The organism is Methylophaga lonarensis MPL, assembly GCF_000349205.1.
Taxonomy (GTDB): domain Bacteria; phylum Pseudomonadota; class Gammaproteobacteria; order Nitrosococcales; family Methylophagaceae; genus Methylophaga; species Methylophaga lonarensis.
Genome location: NZ_APHR01000049.1, coordinates 1 through 18,604, shown reverse-complemented (window position 1 = coordinate 18,604; position 18,604 = coordinate 1). Strand labels below are relative to the sequence as shown.

Genomic DNA, 18,604 nt, shown 5'->3' with positions numbered 1-18,604 from the left:
CATCGCTGAGTTACTTTCCGAACAGTCTGCAATGCAGACAAGCGATTATGCCTGGCGGCCATAGCGAGTTGGCACCACCTGACCCCATCCCGAACTCAGTAGTGAAACGACTCAGCGCCGATGATAGTGTGGGAGTTCCCATGTGAAAGTAGGTCACTGCCAGGTTTTTATATGAAAATACCCGGTCCTCTTTGAGGTCCGGGTTTTTTTTTTGTCTGAGCTTTAGTACCAGTAGCGATAACGATATCGGGGATGATGCCAATAGCTACCGTGAAACCGATAATATGGGCTGAAAAATCGAATCGTTACAAGAGACTTTGGATACGAGAATCATAGCGCTTTAAGCTGAAGGCATTCATCAGCACGCCGAACAGTGTGATTCGACTCAGTCTGGGACGGTTTAATAGTTGATGATCGGGCTGACTTTGAAGTTTAGCCAAAGTGGTCACACCGCCCAGTGTCATGGCGCGAATTTCCCAGCCCAGCCTGCCGGGGATTGTGGTTCCAAGCAGCACCCCATTAGCCATGATATTAGCCGTTCGTTGATAAAGGCTGCGTAAAACCGGTGTAAGCTGTCGAGTATCTGGTTTGAGAATATCCTGTTCTGTCAGGTGATGCTCTGACAGTTCCTGTAAGGGGAGGTACAACCTGTTTTGTTCGGTCAGGTCTTGCACAATATCCTGATAGAAGTTGATTAATTGCAGTGCGGTGCACACGGCGTCAGACTGAGCCAACTGCTGTGAGCTGGGCTCTCCAGCTAAATAGAGAACAAGTCGACCGACCGGATTGGCAGAGTAGCGGCAATAGTTGAGCAGTTCATCAAAGCTTTGATAGCGATTTTGATTAACGTCCTGTCGAAATGCGATCAGCAAATCTTCGAGCAACTGTACCGGCAGCTTGAAGTGCTGAACAGTGTCTTGCAGGGCAATGAAAATCGGATCATTGCCGCTATAACCGCCAGTCTGTATCTGCTTTAGCTGAGCACTGAGCTGATCCAGTTGCTGTATACGCATTGCGGCCGGCAAATCGCCCTCATCGGCATAGTCATCAGCTGTCCTCGCAAATGCATAGATCGCTGCTATGGGCTTACGCAGATACTTTGGTAAAAGTATCGACGCTACCGGAAAGTTTTCGTAGTGGCTTTGAGCAAGCTTGAGGCAGTGAGAATATGCCGAATCTACACTAAGTATTTGAGTCATCGGTGCTGTTCTGGACCTGTCGAGGAAGATTCTCAACCGGGGGGAGATCGCTGATTTCAGTCTTGCTGCTAATGCCCATTTCGGTAAATTTTCGAGCGCCAGGCAATACCTGTCTTTCCAATGAACCGACGGCTTTATTAAAGTGGTTGACGCTACTTCCAAGGCTTTTGCCCAGGCTCTCGAGATGTCCGCCAAATGTGGCCAGGCGCTTGTACAGGGTTTCACCGAGCTCGCGAATATTTTCGGCATTTTCGGCCAGTGCCTGCTGTTTCCAGCCATAGGAAACGGCACGCAACAAGGCAATAAAGTTGGTCGGGGTTGCCAGAATGATGTTCTGGTTCATGCTGTCTTCCAGCAGGGCCGGATCTACCTCAAGTGCTGCGGCAAGAAATTGTTCACCCGGGATAAACAGCACCACAAACTCTGGTGAGTTACTGTATTCAGCCCAGTAATTTTTGCGTGCCAGTTCACGCACACGGTTGCGAATGATCTGCGCGTGTCGTTTTAACTCCTGTTGGCGAATCGAATCGTCTTTGGCCTGAACTGCCGAGAGATAAGCGTCCAGCGGAGTTTTTGCATCAACGATGATTTCCCGCTTTTCAGGTAAGCGTACAATCATGTCCGGTCGAATGCTGCCAGTCTCTGTCTGGGTGTGTGTTTGTTCAAAAAAGTCACAGTGGGCGACCATGCCACTCAATTCTGCCAGACGACGCAGGGTCATTTCGCCCCATTGACCTCGAACTTCTGGACGTCTTAAGGCCTGCACCAGATTCTGTGTTTCCTGTTGCAGTTGTTGCTGGCTTTGTGTCATTTGCGAAATCGTGGCACTCAAGCTGCCATAAGCCTGTTTGCGTTCTTTTTCAATGTCCTGAATTTGTTTACTGGTTTGCTGCAAGGCTTCGTTGATCGGTTTAAGCAATTGCTCAATAGCTTTCTCTTTGCTGCTCAGATCGGCTTTAGCTTCACTCTGAAATCGTTTGAGGTTTTCTTCAGCCAGTTTCAGGAACTGATCATTGTTGCGATTGAGCGCCTCGTTGGAGAGTTGATTGAAAGTGATTGCTAACTGCTGCTGTGTTTGAGCGAGCAAGGCATCCAGGTTCGATTTGTTCTCCGATGCGATTGCCAGTCTCAACTCTAATTCAGCATTGTCCGCTTCAAGTTTGCGAATTCTGAATTGGCGAATGGTGAAGCCGATAGCCAGCCCTGAAACCAGCGCCAGTAGCAGGAGCATTAAATCCATTGCAATATCTCATGAGGGTGATTGATCATGCAGTCCGCCTGCCAGCTTTCAGGCTTGTCATGTTCACCAAGGTAGCCATAAAGGGCAACCACCGAGCGCATGTGCGCGCGTTGCGCAGCGATAATGTCGCGTTCAGCATCGCCGATATACAGACAGTTGGCTGCGGCAGTGTTCAGCAGTTCTGCTGCGTACAATAAAGGCTCAGGATGTGGCTTGCTGTGTTGAGTTGTATCACCGCTGACAATGCAGCTTGCCTGTTCGGTTAAACCCAAGGCCTGAGTTAAGGGATCGGTCAGGAAAGCGGGCTTATTGGTGACGATTCCCCAACGGATACCCCGCTGCTGCAGAGATGTAAGCACTTGTTCCATGCCAAGGAATAATCTGGTTTCACGGGCAATATTATCGGCATAGATTTGTAAAAACTGTTGTTGCAATGCCGGGTAATCAGGATGGTCAGTGCTCACTCCGAAACCCAGCTTAATCAAACCAGCACTGCCATGACTGGCATAGGGTCTGATTCTGGCATGATCCAATGGCTGATGACCATGTGCTTGCAACAGACCATTCAACGCATAGCCAAGATCTGGGGCGGTATCAATCAATGTCCCGTCAAGATCAAACAAGACAACATCGAATGTCGAGATAATCATGGCAGCAATCGACAATGCATCAAATAATTCACATCTACATCCTGCCCCAACCGGAATTGTTTGCTGAGCGGTTGATAGTTGATACCGGTAATATTCATCACCTGTAACCCGGATGCCCGGCACCATGCTGCCAACTCTGAGGGGCGAATGAACCGCTGATAGTCGTGAGTGCCTTTGGGCAGAATATTGAGTAAATATTCAGCGCCAAATACGGCGAGCAGCCAGGCTTTGGGGTGACGGTTGAGCGTTGAGAAGAAAATATCGCCGCCTGGTTTTGCCAGTATGGCGCAAGCCTGGATGACGGTAGCAGGATCTGGCACGTGTTCCAGCATTTCCATGCAGGTGACAATATCAAAGCTATTTGCACTACGGGCCGCCATCGCCTCAGCGGTTGATTGTTGATAGTCAATGGTCAGACCAGATTCCAAGGCATGCAGGCGTGCCACATTGAGCGGCATTTCGCCCATGTCTATTGCCGTTACTTCCGCACCGGCCTTTGCCATCGCCTCGGATAAAATGCCGCCGCCACAGCCCACATCGATGACTTTGGCACGCTCAAGTCCAGAACTGCAGTCAGTGATGTATTGAAGTCGCAACGGGTTGATTTCATGGAGCGGTCTTGATTGACCGTGAGGGTCCCACCAACTGTCTGCAAGCGCATCAAATTTTGCAACTTCAACAGGGTCGACGTTTTGATCGATTTGACTCATGCACATTTACCTTATTTGACTGGCCCATTGTCGCGCATCGTCGACAATTTGATGAACATCAAGTGTGGTCAGCTGACGTTGTTTCATCAGCTGTTTGCCTGCCACCCAAACATCGGTGACTTTGTCACGGCTACAGGCATAAACCAACTGGGAGGTGATGTCATAACAGGGCTGTGTTTCCAGCTCATTGAGATTGACCGCGATGATATCAGCAGCTTTGCCGGTCTCCAGCGAGCCAGTGCTGTTGTCTATGCCCATTGATCTGGCGGCATTGATGGTTGCCATTTCGATGGCTTCAATTGCTGGGATGGCGCTGGGATTTGCGGCCACTGCTTTTGCCAGTAGCGCTGTCTGCCGGAGTTCAGAAAACATATCCAGATCATTGTTCGATGCTGCGCCATCGGTGCCGATAGTGATGTTGATGCCATGTTCAGCCAATTGAGCAACCGGACAAAAGCCGCTGGCCAGTTTCATATTGGATTCCGGGCAATGAGCAATATGAATCCCGGTATCCGCACAAAGCGTAATCTCTTGTTCAGTGAGCTGTGTCATGTGGACAGCCGTTAAACGGGGTGACAGCAGGCCTAGTTGATGAAGTCTTTTCAGTGGACGCATGCCGAATTGCTGCTGGCTGCTGTCGATTTCATCTGCCGTTTCATGAATATGCATCTGAATGCTGAGATCCATTTCTTCAGCATTGACGATAATCGCTTCCAGAGTCTTATTGGAGACCGTATAGGGAGCATGTGGGGCATAGGAGGTCGTGATTCTTGGATGATTGCGATAGTGGTCATGAAGCTGCTGACCTTTCAGCAAGTATTCATCGGCATCGCGTGCCCATGCGGTTGGGAACTCAAGCACGACCATGCCAAGGTTGGCTCGAATCCCACTACTGTCGACAACTCGGGCAGTTGCTTCCGGGAAAAAATACATATCGTTGAAACAGGTTGTTCCACCCCGCAACATTTCCGCGATAGCCAGTTTGCTGCCTGCTTCGACAAAAGCATCGCCTATAAATTTGGCCTCTGCGGGCCAGATATGCTCATTGAGCCAGGTCATCAATGGTAGATCATCTGCCAGTCCCCGGAATAGTGACATCGGACTGTGGGTGTGATTATTGATCAGCCCTGGCATTAGACAGTGGTTTGGATAATCAAGGATCTGTTGGCACTGGTAGTGAAGAGCAATATCTGCGCTGGGCAAGATATCGACGATACGTCCCTCGTGTATCACCAGCGCATGATTTTCAAGCAGAGAACGCGAAGCATCAACAGGCAAAAGCCAGCGAGATTTGAGAATCAGATCGACATTTTTCATAGCCCTGGATTATACCTGTCGTCTATGACGAATACCTAACAAGCTTGCTGCTTTGTTGGTGCGGATAAGCCGTACATAAGTTACTATTAATACTATTTATTTAAAGTACGTTGGACGCAGTTAAGCAAAGTCTGCTTTTTGTTATTGGGGTCAGTGTGGACAAGACAAAAACTTCAATTCAGCCAGTTGAGTGGCGAGATGGGCGACTTTGTTTATTGGATCAGCGGCGCTTGCCCGCTGAAACGGTTTGGTTAACATTTGATGATGCCAATACAGTCGCTCACGCCATCCATGACATGGTCGTTCGCGGAGCGCCTGCGATTGGAATTACCGCCGCCTATGCAGTTGTTTTGGCTGCACGTCATGCTTGGAATATTGCCGGAGTCAATTGGAAGCAAGCCATGACTGCACCGATTGCAAGGCTTGAAGCATCACGCCCAACCGCAGTTAATCTGAAGTGGGCACTGGATAAGATGTCGGATCTTTATTTGGCATTACCAGATGAACAGGCGCCGGAGCAGCAATTGCTTGAGTTGGCAGTACAGATTCATCAATCTGATATTGAAGCTAATCACCAAATGGGCCGGTTGGGTGCTGAACTGATTGAGACCGGCTCACAGGTGATGACTCACTGCAATGCCGGAGCTTTGGCAACAGGCGGTTTTGGCACGGCCTTGGGCGTGATTCGACAAGGTGTTGCAGAGGGTCGTATCGAACATGTCCATGTCAACGAAACGAGACCCTGGTTACAAGGCGCCAGATTGACAGCCTGGGAGTTGTTGAACGAGAACATTGCCTGCAGCTTGAATGCCGATGTGGCAGCGGCGTCTCTGATGGCATCAGGGCGTATCAGCTGGATCATTGTTGGGGCTGATCGAATCGCTGCAAATGGCGATGTTGCTAATAAAATCGGCACCTATGGCCTGGCGATATTGGCAAAATATCACCGTATTGGCTTTATGGTGGTGGCGCCAACATCAACGATTGATTGGCAATTAAGTGATGGTGATCTCATTCCAATCGAACAACGCAGCCCGGCAGAGGTCACACAACTTGCAGAAAAACAGATTGCCCCAGAGGGCATTGATGCCGTAAACCCTGCGTTTGATATCACGCCAGCATCATTGATTGATGTCATTGTCACCGAGGCGGGTGTGGTGCGTCAGCCCACTGTTGAAACAATGAAAGCACTTCAAAATGGGAGGAACATGTAAATGTCGCAAACAGTCCTGATAACCGGATGCAGTCGAGGCATTGGTTTGGCTCTGGCGCAACAGCTAGCGGCCAGAGGTGAGCATGTTATCGCCACCTGTAGACAACCTTCGGCTGAACTGGATGCATTGAATGTCGAGGTTATTGATGGGGTTGATGTCAGCTCGATTGAAAGCCTGGCCAAACTCAGAGAAAAGCTGGCAGGCAGAACTATTGACTGGCTGATTAACAACGCCGGAGTCGCCGCCGGCTTGGGCATTAATGATATTAATTCCAACACCATTGACGATTTTGTGCACATGTACAAGGTCAACAGTCTGGGGCCGTTGATGACCACCCAGGCATTGCTCGATAACCTGAAACAGGGCAGTAAGGTTGGCATTATCACAAGTCGAATGGGATCGATTGAGGACAATGACTCGGGCGGCAGTTATGCTTACAGAATGTCAAAGTCGGCAGTGAATGCCGCTGGCAAGTCGCTGTCTATTGATCTCAAACCAAGAGGTATTGCGGTAGCGATCTTGCATCCAGGCTGGGTACGCACAGCGATGACTGGCTATGGAGGTCTGATCGATACCGATGAATCAGCGGCCGGACTGATAGCGCGGATGGATGAGCTGACTCTGGAGACCAGCGGTGGTTTCTGGCACACCAATGGCGAAAGATTGCCTTGGTAGATTTCAACCGCAGCCCCTATAGTTTTCTGAGCGAACAGCAGCAAGAAACCTTACCGGATTTCAACAAGGCGGTCAGGTTGATGTCGCCGTATGAAGACAGCACCAACAGCACCTGGCTTCTGGAAACTGATTCAGGGCGACTGGTGCTCAAGCTGTGCGATTTGCAGTGGGTAGAAGAATCAACGTTCTGGACCGGTATGCGATTACTGTTTGATTTGCACTTGCCGGTGCAAATGCAGAAATTTGATCTCGTCTACGGGTTTATCAACCAGCATTCACCCTTAAGCATTCCAGCGTTGTTAGCCGCCGGAGCCAGTTGCCATGAAGGCATGTATCCAGGCTATGTCATGGCAGAAGCCTTGGCTGGCAAGGCCTTGACCAACGATGCCGTGACAGATGCATCTGTACGAGATCTGGCTCGACATCTGGCGAGTCTGCATGCGCAGCAACAAAGTCAGTGGGGGAGTCTGGCAAGCGCCGATTTCACCGCTGAACTCTGGCCTGTTCGACTGCGTGACAGCATGCTGTCACTGGCCAGTAAACAAAACTTTGTGGCTAAGGAATTGCTTGATGCCATGACTCAGCAGGCATTGCTCTGTCGACCTGCTGTGTTTTCACCGATCATGCCTGATCTGCGATGGGATCAGTTTCTGATGCATGAAGGACAACTGGCTGCCCTGGTCGATCTTGATGCATTTGTCTGGGGGCCGGTGGAGATGGAGTTTGTCCTGCTGGAGTATCTGTTAACGGCAGACCAATGGCGCATATTCACAGAACAATATCAGCAATATTGTCCGCTGCCAGTACTGGATATTGTGCGTGCACCCTATCGGATGATGTTGTTTTTAATGAATGTGTTGGGTGAAAAAGACGTGCAAAAATGGATGCATGCTCCGCATTATCTGTGAGTTAACTTAACTGCAGACGGATTCGCTTTTTCCAGCTGACATATCCGTGGAACGACAACAACAGGTAAATACTGAACATCAGCACGGTGGCCAGATAACCAGTCAGCAGATACAGCACAATCGATGCGGAATTAATCACTTGCCAATACAACCAGTTCTGGATGACTTTACGTGCCATCAGCCAGGTATTTAACATGGCAAATACGGTGATGCCAGCATCGAGGTATGGATATTGTGTCTGGTAGTGTTGAGTGAGCACATAACCAATGACAAGTGTCAGTAATAAACCCACACTGAGATAAATCAGGTGATTGCGCCATGGCCATTCATGAATCACTACGGCACCAGCAACCTGGTTGCCGTGATGCCATAACCAAAAACCATAGCCCGCCATGCCCATGTAGTAAAAATTAAGTAATGCCTGCATGGGCAAGCGACCTTCCCAGAACAATACGGTATAAATCAGCGTGCTGATAAAGGCCGCTGGCCAGCACCACTGTGATTCACGGGCTGCCAGTAGAATATAGGCGATGCCCAAGCTGGCAGCCAGGGTTTCCCAGCTGATGAGCTGATCAATCATCACTCACCGGATAACGGTCATGTCCGACCAGTTTTAAAACAAATACACTGTCAGGCATCACTGAAAATACGGCTTCAATTTCCTTATCCATTGCGGCCATCACATCAGCATAGTCACCAAAAATCTGGGTGCTTAAACTGTTTCGTACCACCTGTAATTTTGGATTACGCTCCAACTTGTCGATGAACCTGAGGATCGGCTCAACGTAGGACTCGGTGAGTGGGTACAGGCTGATATCAACTGAAACGCGCATACTGTCATGACCTTTTGAGTTTAGAAACGCAGCCTTGCGGTGACACCAAACTGGCGGCCCGGCGCGATTTTTTCATAGCCCTGTGCTGGCTCAGAATAACTCGGCTCATTCGTGAAGAAAAAGCCACGTGTGGCGTATTTGCGATCGAAGATATTACGACCCCACAGGTATATTTCCCACTGATTGCTCTCATAACCAAGGCGAGCATTGGTCAGTGTGTAGCGACTGGAACGAAAGTTGTGGACATTGTCATAGTAAAAAGCATCGACACCGGTCACATCAACGCGAGCAAAATAGCCACTGACATTTCGATAGAGAGCACCGACATTGTATTGATAACTTGGTGCATGCGCCTGCTCTCTTGAACTGATGGTAAATTCACTATTGACTGGCTGGCCGCTGACTTTGGTTTTCAGCAGCCCCAGTGAGCCAAACAGTTTCCAGTCACGCGTTACTTGCCAGTCTGCTTCCGCCTCAATACCGTAGTTTTTGGCTTTGTCGAGGTTTTCGGTGAAAAATACATAACTGAATGTTTCGCCAGTCGGATCAAAAGTGTAGCCATCAAACTGAGGCTTGCGACGATCCATGTAGAACAGGGTAACCGCAGTATTAACACGTCTTTCTAAGAAACTGGATCTCAGCCCCAGCTCATAGTTCCAGGCGGTTTCTTTATCGTATTTGATGAATTCATTACTGGCGTTGGCTGGCAGACCGGTATTAAAGCCACCCGCCTTGTAGCCACGAGAGATGGCTGCGTAGGCATTGTGTTGTTCAGTGAGTTGGTGGCTGATACTGATATGACCGCCAATCATATTGTTGCTGGGCGAAAAGCGTTCACTCGCACTGCTACTAAAGCGCTGGCGATTGTGTTCGACACGCAAGCCACCAGACACTACCGTGGCATCATCAAGGTGATGATCCAATTGACCAAATACCGCAATATTGTTGGAATTAAACCGGGTACTACCTGAGTCCGTGAATAAATCACCGCCAGTGAAATCATCGACAAATTCTTCGGCTGTCCGATTACGCTCCCGCAGGTTGGAAAAATAAATCCCGGTCAGCCAATCTGTCGATTGATTGAAAATCCGCTGTTCTGGTTTGGAAACAAAACGAAACTCCTGACTGAAGGTTTCACGTTGTTTGTTATTACTGAAGTTATAAACAAAAGGCGTTGGATAAAACCCTGGATGCACCCAGTCACCATCATAGCTGTATTTCAGACTGGAATCGGCATAGGTGCTGGTGCTAATCAGATCAAAAGCCTGAAAACCCGACAGGGTGAACTTGGCCGCAATGGCAGATGACCGTTGTTTGTCATCACCTGGCTCATCAGTCAGTGTTCGGCGATTATTGTTCAACGACCAGGCATCGTAGCCGTTATCAATATTGGCATGCAGTAGTGTCAAATCCAGCTGACTGGTATCGGTCAACTGAAAACTCAACTGGCCACGCAGGTAGAGTTCATCACGATTGTTGGTGTTGTCCCGGTCCAAAAAATCATTTTTGCGGAAACCATCACTCAAATGACGAAACAGCGACAGGCGATACAAGGCGCGGTCACTGTCTTCATTGAAGGCGCCAGTAGTCATCAAACCAAACTCACGCAGATTATCCTGACCACCGGTCACTTCCAGCAGTGTTTCTCGTTGTGCTGATGGAGCGTTGGATTTGATATTGATAAGTCCAGCCAGCGCGTTGGCACCATAACGTGTTCCCTGAGGGCCTCTCAGCACTTCGACCTGTTGAACATCAAACAGGCTGGCAGGCATGCCGATACCACTGAAGTCGATACCATCAATGGCAAACCCGACACTTGCGTTGGGTGCTCCGGTGTATTCATCACGCTCACCCATGCCGCGAATCTGAATATGTCTGGGCAATGAGCCTTCACCAGAAAAATTGACGTTGGGGAGTTGCAACAGCACATCAGAAAAATGGCTGGCTCCACGATCCTGAATTTCGTTTTCGTCGAGGATGGTGACGCTGGCAGCGATTTCGGAAAGGTCAATACCACGCAAATCCGCGTCAACGGTCATTGATGGTAATTGTGTCAGATCATCGGCGTTGGCTGTGGCAATAGCCAGACTTGTCATGACAATGACAGAAAGGTGTTTGTGGTGCATGTCTATCCTTTTTATCTCGATAAAAAGAACAGGAGATCGGGATGTATTACCGGTGAATGGTATATCAGGATCAGCCTGTCCCTACGCCAGTATTAACTGGATCAGGTTCATCGGGTTCCATCTCCGGTGAGAGGATCTCAGGTCAAAATGACCACCCCGAGGCTTGTGTAACAAAGCTTGAAATATACAGAAAATTGGAGAATTTGACGAATAAAAAAGGCGCTGTCATAGCGCCTTTTTAGGGTAAAGTCTGTTTGGAAATTAATTTTCCAGTTGTGCCTTCAGGTTATCAAGACCCGCACGGTACATGCCGCTGATAGCAGCACGTGCTGTGGCGTCATTCAACTCTTCTGGCTCATGGTGGTTACCGGTGTAGCCACGGAAAAATTTGCCCAAGAAGGTGACTTTGCTACCTGCGCCATCAGCTTTCACAGATACCCAGCCTTTGTAGCGGCTGACAGGAACCACTGGGATTTCAACCATTTCGCCATGAATATCAACTTCACCGACAGCGCTCATTTCGGTGATGTCGTATTGAAAGCTCATTTTGTCAGCATCATAACGGTTGAGTACATTGCCGACGGTGAGATCATTTTCCAGAATCAGAGTGCGTGTTGCGCCTGGCTCATTACCGCCTTGCGCTTCAGTAGCCAGCACTGCTGGATGCCAAGTGTGGATGCTGTCGAAATCCTTGATTGCCGCCCAGACAGTGGCAGGGTCAGCATTGATGGTGACAGATTCTTCGATTTGCAGACGAGATGCGCCGTGCGCCATCACCAGTGAAGGAACCAGGAACAGGCCCAGCATCAGCCCGCGAAGTACAGCTTTCATGAATAGTCCTTATAGTTATCAGTTGATTAAACGATTGGTAATACTGAATTTTCAGCCCGTTAAAACTATCATTAGTCCATGTTCAGACCAAGTGAAAAATTCATAATCTGATGGCTTCACTGATCACATCGCGGCTTAGATGCGGGGCAAAATACTGGATAAAAGCATAGCTGAAGCCGCGCAAATAGCTGCCTTTGCGAATCCCCATGTGAGTCGTACTGGATTGAAACAAATGGCTGGCATCCAGTGCAATGAGCGGTGCATCTTTTTCCGCATCAAAAGCCATGCTTGCGATGATGCCTACGCCTAAGCCAAGTGCGGCATAGGTCTTGATAACATCGGCATCCGTTGCTGTGAATACGACATTGGGTCTCAGTCCGCGCTCGGTAAATGCCATATCCTGCTGTGCTCTCCCGGTGAAGCCCATCACGTAGGTGAGCAATGGATATTCGGACAGTGCTTCGAGGGTCAGTGGTTGTTCAAGCAGGGGATGACCTGGTGTGACCAGAGCTGAGCGGTTCCACTGGTAGCAAGGCAGGATTGCCAGATTTTCAAATTGTGACAAACCTTCAGTCGCGATAGCGATATCGACATGACCGGTTGAAGCCATCTCGGCCACTTCGGTGGGTGTGCCTTGAACCATGTTCAGATGCACATCCGGGTAATGCTTTGAAAATTCCTGAATAGCTGCTGGCAGTGCATAGCGTGCTTGTGTGTGGGTGGTACCGATGGAGAGGGTGCCTTTGTTTTCATGACGATTATCCGCAGCCAGTTGTCGGATGTTTTCGACTTCAAGCAAGACTCTTTCTGCCATGGCGATCACGGCTTCACCCATCGGTGTGATTGCGGTTAGACGCTTGCCGTGCCGCTCAAAAACCAGGAGGCCCAGTTCACTTTCCAGTTGCTGTATCTGGTTGCTCACGCCTGGCTGTGATGCATAAAGGGCATTTGCTGCTGCAGAGATACTCAAGCCGCGCCTGGCGACTTCCCGGACGTATTTCAATTGCTGAAGTTTCATCTATATCCGTTTTTATTATTATCTACGTTGATAAATAACTCTATTTATTATAAGCCAAGTGAAAAATAAATCACGCCCGTCCGACTGTTTTTTATATTCCGCTGTTTACATTTCGATGATAGTGCCAGAGGGCGTGGGTTCGGTCTGCATTATTTGTTGCTGAGCAGACATCTCAAACACCAGCACATCGTCCAGCTGGGGATGAAACACCAGAATAAACTTGCCATCTTGCATTGTTCGCATGGCGTCATACTTGAGCAATCTGCTGGACGGTCTGTGCAGCTCTGTGTGCGTGCAATCAGCAGCTTTCAGAAGCTCATTGGCTTTGTCGCTGTTTGCCTCGCCCAGATAGAACATGTTTGGCTGTGGCGAGTGTGCATCAAGCATCACTGCAACAGGTCGTTCTGGATGGCAAGTATTGTTAGTGGTAAGCGCACTGTTGTTGACAGTGGTAAAATTTGTACTTTGACTAATGTTGTTTGCCAACCAGTAATTCAGCAGCGGGGTGGGCGGGTTGTACAAGATCGAGATTGACACCAGCAACATGGTCATGCTGATAGCAAGCGATAAGGCGATGCTTTTCATAAGGCCTCCCAGTCAAATCACGATTGAGCCAGAGCTTGTCTCAACTTGTGTGAAGAGCGTGTGAATGGAAGTATGTGCCTTGCATTCTGAACCAGAACTGAATTCAGCATGATTGACTGATCATGCCGATGCTGGGGCAAAAGCCCTGGATATCTTAATTCTTATATAGTTTTTTCTGTTAAGCATAGTCGACATTATTCATTGCCTGAATATTGTCCGATGCTAAAATGCACGACTAAATTTAATAATTTCCTTGTTAAAAGTTCACTGTCAGTAGAGCAGCTTGCTGACAAACATGCCTTGTGGATTCGTACCATGACTGAAAACGAACACATTGTTGATTTGACCCTTTTGGGGTGCCCGATGCACACCATCAAGGCAAGAGAAACCATGCAACACTGCAGGGTTGGTCAAAAAATACGGTTTCGTCTCAATGACGATGCCGTCTCGACCATCCGCAAAAACCTCGCAGCGGATAACTGCCAATCCACAGTCATCTCAAGCGAGGCTGGAACCACAATAATAGAAGTGACAAAATGAAATGACTGAAATTTCAGATGCTTTAAGAAGCAAAGTCGAGTCAGTGAAAGCGCTGCTCCAGGACATCGAGGCTAACTACAGCCCGGCAACACTTGCCAGCAGTTATGGGGCTGAAGACATGGTTCTAATGGATCTCATTAGTCGCTATGCACCCGGTATTGAAATTTTTACGCTTGATACTGGCCGTTTACCCAAGCAGACCTATGATTTGATGCAGCTTGCGAAGCAGCATTACCAGCTTGAAGTTCAGGTGTACTATCCGGATGCCACAGCGATAGAAACTTTTGTAACACACAACGGACCGAATGCCTTTTATGACAGCGTTGAATTGCGCAAGCAATGCTGCGGTATCAGAAAAGTGGCCCCCCTGAAACGTGCGCTCAGTGGCAAAAAAGCATGGTTAACCGGCATGCGTCGCTCCCAGTCAGTGACTCGAAAAACCTTGCCGATTTCTGAGTGGGATGAGGAACACGCACTGCAAAAGTTCAGCCCACTAACCGACTGGTCAAACGGTGACGTCTGGAAGTACATCCGTGCTTTTGGCGTACCCTACAATTCGCTGCATGACGATGGCTATGCCAGCATCGGCTGTGCCCCATGCACACGAGCGGTGACACCTGGTGAAGATATTCGCGCCGGTCGCTGGTGGTGGGAAAACCCCGAATCAAAAGAATGTGGTTTGCACGTCAAGACCAAGTAACAGGACAGAGAATGACACCTAAACAACTGACACATCTCAAGCAGCTTGAAGCTGAAAGTATTCATATCATTCGTGAGGTAGCGGCCGAATTTGAAAATCCGGTCATGCTCTACTCAATCGGCAAAGATTCAGCGGTGATGTTGCATCTGGCGATGAAAGCTTTCTTTCCAGGTAAACCGCCGTTTCCGCTGATGCACATCGACACGACCTGGAAATTCAGGGAAATGATCAAATTTCGCGATGATCGAGCCAAAGAGCTGGGCCTGGAATTGATTGTGCATACCAACCAGGAAGGCAAAGAAGCCGGTATCAACCCTTTTGACCATGCCCGTTACACCGACATTATGAAAACCGATGCGCTGAAACAGGCACTCAACAAATATGGCTTCGATGCGGCATTTGGTGGGGCAAGGCGTGATGAGGAAAAATCACGTGCCAAAGAGCGTGTCTATTCTTTCCGCGACAAAAATCATCGTTGGGATCCCAAAGCCCAGCGACCAGAGTTGTGGAACATCTACAACTCAAAAATCGACAAGGGCGAGAGTATCCGGGTGTTCCCACTGTCCAACTGGACCGAGCTGGATATCTGGCAATACATCTATCTGGAGCAGATCCCTATTGTGCCTCTCTACTACGCGGCCGAGCGACCTGTGGTTGACTACAACGGGCTGACGATCATGGTGGACGATGAGCGAATGCGTATTCCCGAGGGCCAAACGCCCAGAATGGAAAAAGTCCGCTTCAGAACACTTGGCTGTTATCCATTGACCGGCGCAGTCAAATCGTCCGCGGATACGCTGCCAGAAATCATCCAGGAGATGCTGCTCACAACGACATCAGAGCGTCAGGGCCGTGCCATTGATCACGATCAGGCAGGTTCCATGGAGAAGAAAAAACAAGAGGGTTACTTCTAGTATGACTACCGATAGTTCTTACCAAACCGATAGCTTGATTGCGACAGATATCGAAGCTTATCTGAAGCAACATGAAAACAAGGAGCTGTTGCGATTTTTGACCTGCGGTAACGTCGATGATGGCAAGAGCACCCTGATTGGTCGTTTGCTGCATGATTCAAAAATGATCTATGAAGATCAGCTGGAAGCGGTGACTCGTGACAGCGCCAAGTCTGGTACTACAGGTGAGCAAGTCGACCTGGCATTGCTGGTCGATGGTCTTCAGGCCGAGCGTGAGCAAGGCATTACCATCGATGTTGCCTACCGTTATTTTTCAACCACCAAACGCAAGTTCATCATCGCGGATACCCCTGGCCATGAGCAATACACGCGCAATATGGCTACCGGTGCATCGACTTGCCAATTGGCCGTGATCTTGATCGATGCGCGCTATGGCGTTCAGACACAAACACGCAGACATAGCTTCATCGCCTCACTGTTGGGGATCGAGCATATTGTGGTGGCAGTCAACAAAATGGATTTGGTCGAGTTCAGCGAGTCAGTGTTTGATGACATCCGCAAGGACTACAGCGAATTTGCCCGCGAGCTTGAGATCGAAGATATTCACTTTGTGCCCATGTCTGCACTGGCCGGTGATAATGTGGTTCATCACAGCGAAAACATGCCTTGGTATGGCGGCAGCACTCTGATGGAGCTTCTGGAAAACATCGAGATCGACAAAGATGCCAATTTCACCGATCTGAGATTTCCAGTGCAATTTGTCAATCGCCCCAATCTTAACTTCCGTGGATACTGTGGCACCTTGGCCTCGGGTATTCTCAAGCCGGGTGACGAGATCACCGTTCTACCATCAGGCAAGGAAAGCAAAGTCAAAGCTCTGGTGACTTACGATGGTGAGCTGGATCATGCCGTTCCGGGTGAGGCTGTTACCGTCACCTTGCAGGATGAACTAGATATCAGTCGTGGCGACATGATCGTGCATCGTGACCATCAGCCGCATGTCTCCAGTCAGTTCAAAGCGATGGTTGTGTGGATGAATGAGCAACCGTTGGTGCCGAACAAACAATACAGCATCAAAGTTGGCGTGAGCGACAGTGCCGGCTCTGTCCAAGCGATTGATTTCCAGGTAGATGTCAACACACTGGCTCAAAGCACTGCTAGCGAGCTGAAACTGAATGAGATAGGTTTGTGTCAGTTTGCCTTGAACAAGCCGGTGGTCTTTGACGCCTATAGACGTAATCGCAGTACTGGTGCGTTTATCATTATCGACCGACTCACTAACGTGACAGTCGGTGCCGGAATGATCACTGAAGCGCTCACTTCCAGAGCAGATGATGCGATAACAACAACCGATATTTCAGCGTTTGAAGTTGAACTCAATGCGCTGATTCGCAAACATTTCCCGCATTGGCAAGCCAAAGATATCAGCGAATTGCTGAAGTAGTCCTGACGGGGCCTGTGAGCAATCACAGGTCCCAAAATCCTGTTTTTTATCCTTAAATTATCTGCACCGACATGAAGAACTTTTTGATGTCTTGAGGTCTCACTGTGGACTGCATCACAGCAAATGATTGTGTAAAACAGGAAGCTGTAATACCGTTATAAGCAGCGATTGAACGAACTGAGCCTGAACAATGAAACAACCGAATGACTACCAAACTGTTGGCTGTAAGGAATGCGCAAACGGTTCACTCCTAGGGTTTGACTTTTCGATGGCGTTGCAGCCGATTGTCGATGTCAGGCAGAAAACAGTTTTTGCCCAGGAGGCTCTGGTTCGCGGCCTTGCAGGTGAGTCTGCTGCCAGTGTGTTTTCAATGGTCAACGACAGTAATCGTTACCGCTTTGATCAAAGCTGTCGGGTAAAAGCTATCAAGCTGGCTGCTGAGTTGGATGTGAACTGCATGCTTAGCATCAATTTCATGCCAAATGCTGTTTACAAGCCTGAGCTGTGTATTCGGACCACACTGGATGCAGCAGAACAGTATGGATTTCCCATCAATCAGATCATCTTCGAAATCACAGAAAGTGAAAAGATTGAGAACAACGATCACTTGCGAAATATTGTTAAATATTACCAACAGCAGGGATTTAAAACTGCTATCGACGATTTTGGCGCGGGCTATTCCGGACTCAATCTATTGGCTGATATGCAAACAGATCTGGTCAAACTGGATATGGCGCTGATACGGCACATTCATCTGGACCGAACTCGCCAGACTATCGTCAAAGGCATTTTGCAGGTGTGTGCTGATTTAGGGATCGAGGTGATTGCCGAAGGCATTGAAGAAGCTGAAGAATTAAAAGCCCTGGAAGATCTGGGCATCACGTTGTTTCAGGGATTCTATTTTGCACGCCCGGCATTTCAGTCAATAGCTGAGGTGCCCGCCTCATGCTATAACGCCTAAATATCCGTTAGCGCTTGCCGCCACACCCTGGCTTTTTCATCAAGATTAACCGCAGCATGAGCCGGGCTGGTCGATGGCAATTTTAATCGTGTTATTGCTTGTTGATCTGGCGAAAGCCCAGCCAATACAAACTTTTTGAACAGTTGTTCTGCACTGCCGCCGTTGAAAAAAATACATCGGATATGTGGGTGTTCATTCAAGAAGCTGCCAATCGGATTGGTGATAATTGAGTCAGTCTGAATGTTTTGATCAAGACTGCCAGGTCGTTGACACGCCATCAGCACATCCCAGAGTGCAATGCCTTGATGGCTGAGTTGCAGACAGCGCTGCTGATAAGGCAATTGCGCATCAATGCCAAAGATCTGCTGCATTATTGGCCAAAATGCGTTTCTTGGGTGTGCGTAGTACTGCTGTTGGTGCAAGGAGCGTTGACCTGGCATAGAGCCCAGAATCAGGACCTTGGCAGTTGAATGGCTAATCGGAGCAAAACCGTAATCGAGATTTTCTGTCATCGCTTATTGATACAGCTGACCTTGATGTCTGATCCAGCCATGCGGGTGAATATTGGCCGGATCATGATGCGTCCAATGCACCACACCGCCTTCCTCGTTCCATTCATAACGTCCGTAAATACTCACACTGTCGCCAGTCTTGAGTGAGTCAATGCGCGGTGCAAGTTCGATATTGTGAGCAATTAGCAAGGTATGGCCGCTCTCCAGTTCAATCACWRAGCGCTGAT

Annotated in this window: 21 protein-coding genes, 1 rRNA gene and 1 riboswitch; of the genes, 9 read left to right on the top strand and 13 right to left on the bottom strand. The window is 48.9% G+C overall.

Translation table 11 applies throughout. The annotated features are described in order from the left end of the window. Positions 1–50: 50 nt before the first annotated feature. Positions 51–165: ribosomal RNA gene (gene rrf, locus MPL1_RS09200) — 5S ribosomal RNA — on the top strand. Positions 166–305: 140 nt separating this feature from the next. Here rrf and hpnC read toward each other — a convergent pair. From hpnC to MPL1_RS09175, 5 genes are read right to left on the bottom strand one after another with little or no spacing between them, the layout of a single operon-like run. Next, positions 306–1,199, bottom strand: coding sequence for a squalene synthase HpnC (hpnC, locus tag MPL1_RS09195; protein WP_009726853.1), 894 nt, complete (start codon positions 1,197–1,199; stop codon positions 306–308). After that, a complete protein-coding gene (rmuC, locus tag MPL1_RS09190; RefSeq protein ID WP_009726852.1) occupies positions 1,183–2,439 on the bottom strand; it encodes a DNA recombination protein RmuC in 1,257 nt (418 codons plus the stop codon). The genes hpnC and rmuC overlap by 17 nt, the downstream gene beginning before the upstream one ends. Then, positions 2,430–3,089, bottom strand: coding sequence for a phosphoglycolate phosphatase (gph, locus tag MPL1_RS09185; protein WP_009726851.1), 660 nt, complete (start codon positions 3,087–3,089; stop codon positions 2,430–2,432). Before gph ends, rmuC begins: the two co-directional genes overlap by 10 nt. After that, positions 3,086–3,799, bottom strand: coding sequence for a bifunctional 2-polyprenyl-6-hydroxyphenol methylase/3-demethylubiquinol 3-O-methyltransferase UbiG (ubiG, locus tag MPL1_RS09180; RefSeq protein ID WP_009726850.1), 714 nt, complete (start codon positions 3,797–3,799; stop codon positions 3,086–3,088). The genes gph and ubiG overlap by 4 nt, the downstream gene beginning before the upstream one ends. Before the next feature lie 6 nt (positions 3,800–3,805). Further along, complete coding sequence (locus MPL1_RS09175) at positions 3,806–5,116, bottom strand: TRZ/ATZ family hydrolase (RefSeq protein WP_009726849.1); 1,311 nt, start codon at positions 5,114–5,116, stop codon at positions 3,806–3,808. Between the two features lie 155 nt (positions 5,117–5,271). Here MPL1_RS09175 and mtnA point away from each other — a divergent pair, with 155 nt between their 5' ends. From mtnA to MPL1_RS09160, 3 genes are read left to right on the top strand one after another with little or no spacing between them, the layout of a single operon-like run. Further along, on the top strand, positions 5,272–6,330 hold the full coding sequence (gene mtnA, locus MPL1_RS09170; protein ID WP_040577050.1) for an S-methyl-5-thioribose-1-phosphate isomerase: 1,059 nt from the start codon (positions 5,272–5,274) through the stop codon (positions 6,328–6,330). Then, on the top strand, positions 6,331–7,005 hold the full coding sequence (locus MPL1_RS09165) for an SDR family oxidoreductase (RefSeq protein WP_009726847.1): 675 nt from the start codon (positions 6,331–6,333) through the stop codon (positions 7,003–7,005). Further along, positions 6,999–7,913: an aminoglycoside phosphotransferase family protein gene (locus MPL1_RS09160; RefSeq protein WP_009726846.1), complete on the top strand. Its 915-nt coding sequence runs from the start codon at positions 6,999–7,001 to the stop codon at positions 7,911–7,913. The genes MPL1_RS09165 and MPL1_RS09160 overlap by 7 nt, the downstream gene beginning before the upstream one ends. A 1-nt stretch (position 7,914) precedes the next feature. Here the strand turns inward: MPL1_RS09160 and pnuC are convergent, their stop codons facing one another. The 6 genes from pnuC to MPL1_RS09130 form a co-directional block, all read right to left on the bottom strand. After that, positions 7,915–8,493: a nicotinamide riboside transporter PnuC gene (gene pnuC / locus MPL1_RS09155; protein WP_009726845.1), complete on the bottom strand. Its 579-nt coding sequence runs from the start codon at positions 8,491–8,493 to the stop codon at positions 7,915–7,917. Continuing rightward, positions 8,486–8,746 (bottom strand): YkoF family thiamine/hydroxymethylpyrimidine-binding protein, encoded by a 261-nt coding sequence (locus MPL1_RS09150; RefSeq protein ID WP_009726844.1) that lies wholly within the window; start codon positions 8,744–8,746, stop codon positions 8,486–8,488. Before MPL1_RS09150 ends, pnuC begins: the two co-directional genes overlap by 8 nt. Positions 8,747–8,766: 20 nt before the next feature. Then, the gene (locus MPL1_RS09145; RefSeq protein ID WP_009726843.1) at positions 8,767–10,872 is read right to left on the bottom strand and encodes a TonB-dependent receptor; all 2,106 of its coding nucleotides are present in this window, start codon (positions 10,870–10,872) and stop codon (positions 8,767–8,769) included. Positions 10,873–10,932: 60 nt separating this feature from the next. After that, a riboswitch (TPP riboswitch) is annotated at positions 10,933–11,041 on the bottom strand. A 92-nt stretch (positions 11,042–11,133) separates the two neighbouring features. Next, positions 11,134–11,703, bottom strand: a complete 570-nt coding sequence (locus MPL1_RS09140; protein WP_009726842.1) for an SRPBCC family protein — start codon at positions 11,701–11,703, stop codon at positions 11,134–11,136. A 100-nt stretch (positions 11,704–11,803) separates the two neighbouring features. Continuing rightward, positions 11,804–12,721 carry an HTH-type transcriptional regulator CysB gene (gene cysB / locus MPL1_RS09135; RefSeq protein ID WP_009726841.1) on the bottom strand — a complete coding sequence of 306 codons (918 nt, stop codon included), beginning with the start codon at positions 12,719–12,721 and terminating at the stop codon, positions 11,804–11,806. Between the two features lie 105 nt (positions 12,722–12,826). After that, a complete protein-coding gene (locus MPL1_RS09130) occupies positions 12,827–13,306 on the bottom strand; it encodes a hypothetical protein (protein ID WP_009726840.1) in 480 nt (159 codons plus the stop codon). 315 nt (positions 13,307–13,621) lie between these two features. On the opposite strand from MPL1_RS09130, the gene MPL1_RS09125 reads away from it, so the two are divergent. From MPL1_RS09125 to MPL1_RS09105, 5 genes are all read left to right on the top strand, one after another. After that, positions 13,622–13,846, top strand: coding sequence for a sulfurtransferase TusA family protein (locus tag MPL1_RS09125; RefSeq protein WP_040577051.1), 225 nt, complete (start codon positions 13,622–13,624; stop codon positions 13,844–13,846). Between the two features lies 1 nt (position 13,847). Further along, positions 13,848–14,546 carry a phosphoadenylyl-sulfate reductase gene (locus tag MPL1_RS09120; RefSeq protein ID WP_009726838.1) on the top strand — a complete coding sequence of 233 codons (699 nt, stop codon included), beginning with the start codon at positions 13,848–13,850 and terminating at the stop codon, positions 14,544–14,546. Between the two features lie 11 nt (positions 14,547–14,557). Then, positions 14,558–15,460 (top strand): sulfate adenylyltransferase subunit CysD, encoded by a 903-nt coding sequence (gene cysD, locus MPL1_RS09115; RefSeq protein WP_009726837.1) that lies wholly within the window; start codon positions 14,558–14,560, stop codon positions 15,458–15,460. Position 15,461: 1 nt separating this feature from the next. Next, positions 15,462–16,904 (top strand): sulfate adenylyltransferase subunit CysN, encoded by a 1,443-nt coding sequence (gene cysN, locus MPL1_RS09110; protein WP_009726836.1) that lies wholly within the window; start codon positions 15,462–15,464, stop codon positions 16,902–16,904. Positions 16,905–17,172: 268 nt separating this feature from the next. Further along, complete coding sequence (locus MPL1_RS09105) at positions 17,173–17,865, top strand: EAL domain-containing protein (RefSeq protein WP_235045566.1); 693 nt, start codon at positions 17,173–17,175, stop codon at positions 17,863–17,865. Here MPL1_RS09105 and MPL1_RS09100 read toward each other — a convergent pair. Both MPL1_RS09100 and MPL1_RS09095 read right to left on the bottom strand, forming a co-directional pair. Further along, the gene (locus MPL1_RS09100; protein WP_009726834.1) at positions 17,862–18,377 is read right to left on the bottom strand and encodes a DNA-deoxyinosine glycosylase; all 516 of its coding nucleotides are present in this window, start codon (positions 18,375–18,377) and stop codon (positions 17,862–17,864) included. The two genes, MPL1_RS09105 and MPL1_RS09100, sit on opposite strands and share 4 nt — an antisense overlap. A gap of 3 nt (positions 18,378–18,380) precedes the next feature. Beyond that, a partial coding sequence (locus tag MPL1_RS09095) for a DUF3465 domain-containing protein (RefSeq protein WP_009726833.1) occupies positions 18,381–18,604 on the bottom strand: 224 nt, incomplete at its 5' end.

What these genes read in the sequence shown, in the direction of transcription:
- MPL1_RS09120 (WP_009726838.1), top strand. Translation starts at nt 13,848, where the DNA reads ATGACTGAAATTTCAGATGCTTTAAGAAGCAAAGTCGAGTCAGTGAAA.
- cysD (WP_009726837.1), top strand. Translation starts at nt 14,558, where the DNA reads ATGACACCTAAACAACTGACACATCTCAAGCAGCTTGAAGCTGAAAGT.
- cysN (WP_009726836.1), top strand. Translation starts at nt 15,462, where the DNA reads ATGACTACCGATAGTTCTTACCAAACCGATAGCTTGATTGCGACAGAT.
- gph (WP_009726851.1), bottom strand. Translation starts at nt 3,089, where the DNA reads ATGATTATCTCGACATTCGATGTTGTCTTGTTTGATCTTGACGGGACA.
- MPL1_RS09140 (WP_009726842.1), bottom strand. Translation starts at nt 11,703, where the DNA reads ATGAAAGCTGTACTTCGCGGGCTGATGCTGGGCCTGTTCCTGGTTCCT.
- pnuC (WP_009726845.1), bottom strand. Translation starts at nt 8,493, where the DNA reads ATGATTGATCAGCTCATCAGCTGGGAAACCCTGGCTGCCAGCTTGGGC.
- hpnC (WP_009726853.1), bottom strand. Translation starts at nt 1,199, where the DNA reads ATGACTCAAATACTTAGTGTAGATTCGGCATATTCTCACTGCCTCAAG.
- MPL1_RS09130 (WP_009726840.1), bottom strand. Translation starts at nt 13,306, where the DNA reads ATGAAAAGCATCGCCTTATCGCTTGCTATCAGCATGACCATGTTGCTG.
- cysB (WP_009726841.1), bottom strand. Translation starts at nt 12,721, where the DNA reads ATGAAACTTCAGCAATTGAAATACGTCCGGGAAGTCGCCAGGCGCGGC.
- MPL1_RS09175 (WP_009726849.1), bottom strand. Translation starts at nt 5,116, where the DNA reads ATGAAAAATGTCGATCTGATTCTCAAATCTCGCTGGCTTTTGCCTGTT.
- MPL1_RS09105 (WP_235045566.1), top strand. Translation starts at nt 17,173, where the DNA reads ATGGCGTTGCAGCCGATTGTCGATGTCAGGCAGAAAACAGTTTTTGCC.
- rmuC (WP_009726852.1), bottom strand. Translation starts at nt 2,439, where the DNA reads ATGGATTTAATGCTCCTGCTACTGGCGCTGGTTTCAGGGCTGGCTATC.
- ubiG (WP_009726850.1), bottom strand. Translation starts at nt 3,799, where the DNA reads ATGAGTCAAATCGATCAAAACGTCGACCCTGTTGAAGTTGCAAAATTT.
- MPL1_RS09100 (WP_009726834.1), bottom strand. Translation starts at nt 18,377, where the DNA reads ATGACAGAAAATCTCGATTACGGTTTTGCTCCGATTAGCCATTCAACT.
- MPL1_RS09125 (WP_040577051.1), top strand. Translation starts at nt 13,622, where the DNA reads ATGACTGAAAACGAACACATTGTTGATTTGACCCTTTTGGGGTGCCCG.
- MPL1_RS09150 (WP_009726844.1), bottom strand. Translation starts at nt 8,746, where the DNA reads ATGCGCGTTTCAGTTGATATCAGCCTGTACCCACTCACCGAGTCCTAC.
- MPL1_RS09145 (WP_009726843.1), bottom strand. Translation starts at nt 10,872, where the DNA reads ATGCACCACAAACACCTTTCTGTCATTGTCATGACAAGTCTGGCTATT.
- MPL1_RS09165 (WP_009726847.1), top strand. Translation starts at nt 6,331, where the DNA reads ATGTCGCAAACAGTCCTGATAACCGGATGCAGTCGAGGCATTGGTTTG.